The organism is Hydrogenivirga sp. 128-5-R1-1 (genome assembly GCF_000171895.1).
On record NZ_ABHJ01000223.1, the window covers coordinates 1 to 1,863 of the forward strand.

Sequence of the window (1,863 nt, forward strand, 5' to 3'; positions counted from 1 at the left end):
AAGTTCTTTACTTTCTATTACGCAAGGGCCTGCTATTACAGTGAATTTTTCCATAAAAACCTCATGTTAAATTTCTTGAAAGTTAAAGATACTATAATATATTTATTTTTAGATTTAAAGTCCATTCGGATTTTAAAAATGGAAATAAATAATATAAATAATCTTTCTAACAACGCATATAACAATTATCAAAATATAAAAAAACAAATGATAATTAATCAGCTTAAAACTATTGAAAAGAAAGTTATTGCCCATGAAATGGCACATAAATCTGTTGGGGGAGAGTTAGCCGGTCCTGTAAATTATAAATATGCAGTTGGACCTGATGGTAAAAGATATATTGTTGGTGGAGAAGTTCCTATAAAGATTAGAAAAGGAAAAACTCCAGAAGAAACAATAAAAATAGCACAGAAAATAAAGGCAGCAGCACTTGCACCAGCAAATCCATCTCCCCAAGATTTAAAAGTAGCAGCTCAAGCCTCATTAATGGAAATAAAAGCGAGGATGGAAATGCAAGCTCACAATAAAGAAGAAAAGAAAGGGAAATATATAAACTTATTTATTTAATGATACATCTATAACGATTAAAATTTTAAAATTCTTTTATGTTAAAATTTTCTCAAAAACATTTAAGGGGAAAAATATGTCTATTAAATTCGGAACAGATGGATGGAGAGCAATTATTGCTAAGGATTTTACTTTTGAAAACCTTTCAAAAATTGCCCAGGCTCATGCTGACCACCTGAAAGAGAAAAATGGGAAAAAGGTTGTTATCGGATATGATACGAGATTTATGTCTGAAGAATTTGCAAAACTTGTAGCAGAAATCTTTTCATCAAATGATTTTAATGTAATACTTTCAAACAGGTACTGTTCAACTCCAGCTTTATCTTTAGCTGTAAAAGAATTAAACGCAGATGAAGGAATTATGATAACTGCCTCTCATAATACTTATCAATATAATGGATATAAAGTAAAGGGAGGATACGGTGGTCCAGCGACACCAGATATAATAAAGAATATAGAAAATAAATTAGGAAATACATTACCCAAAGCCGGTAAAAAAGAATGGGGAGTTTATGATTTTAATAAGTTATATTTAAATAAACTTTTTTCATATCTTGAAGAAGAGGCTTTTAAACAAAAAAACATAAAAGTAATACACGACCCAATGCACGGAGCCACTATTGGATATTTAAATAAAATTTTAGAAGATACATCTATAGATGTAGAAGAGATAAATCACTATAGGGATGCATTTTTTGGATTTAAACATCCTGAGCCTATTGATAAAAATCTGTCCCTTTTAAAAGGAAAAGTTGTTGCAGAAGGTGCAAGTTTAGGTGTGGCAAATGATGGCGATGGAGATAGGGTTGGTATTGTAGATGATGCTGGAGAGTTTGTAAGTACTCAAATTGTTTATGCCCTTTTGCTTCTTCATACTATAAGAAATAAGAAAATTGACGGAGGCATAGCAAAAACAATTTCAACCACATATTTAGTAGATAGAATTGCTAAAAAAGAAGGTAGAAAATTATTTAAAACTCCTGTTGGATTTAAGTATATTGCAGACTTATTTTTAAAAGAAAAAATAGCTTTTGGTGGAGAAGAATCCGGAGGATATGGATTTGGTTTTCATATTCCCGAAAGAGATGGTCTTTTATCCGGTTTAATGGTTCTTGAGATGATGCTTTTATCAGGTAAAACACTTGTAGAGCTTGTGGAAGATTTATTTAAAGAATTTGGAACTGCATACTATAAAAGAGTAGATTTGAAGTTAGAAGGTAATCAAGGTAGAAAATTAGTAGCAAGTCTAAAAGAAAAGCCACTTAACAAGTTAATTGGAGAACCTATAAAGGAAAT

The 1,863-nt window shown here is 30.6% G+C and carries 2 protein-coding genes; both read left to right on the forward strand.

Annotated elements, in window-relative coordinates:
• Positions 1-567 (forward strand): putative metalloprotease CJM1_0395 family protein (locus HG1285_RS17870; protein WP_008288958.1); only part of this gene is annotated, 567 nt, incomplete at its 5' end.
• A gap of 76 nt (positions 568-643) precedes the next feature.
• Positions 644-1,863, forward strand: a 1,220-nt coding sequence (locus HG1285_RS03100) for a phosphoglucomutase/phosphomannomutase (RefSeq protein ID WP_008288959.1), incomplete at its 3' end; no start/stop codon positions are given.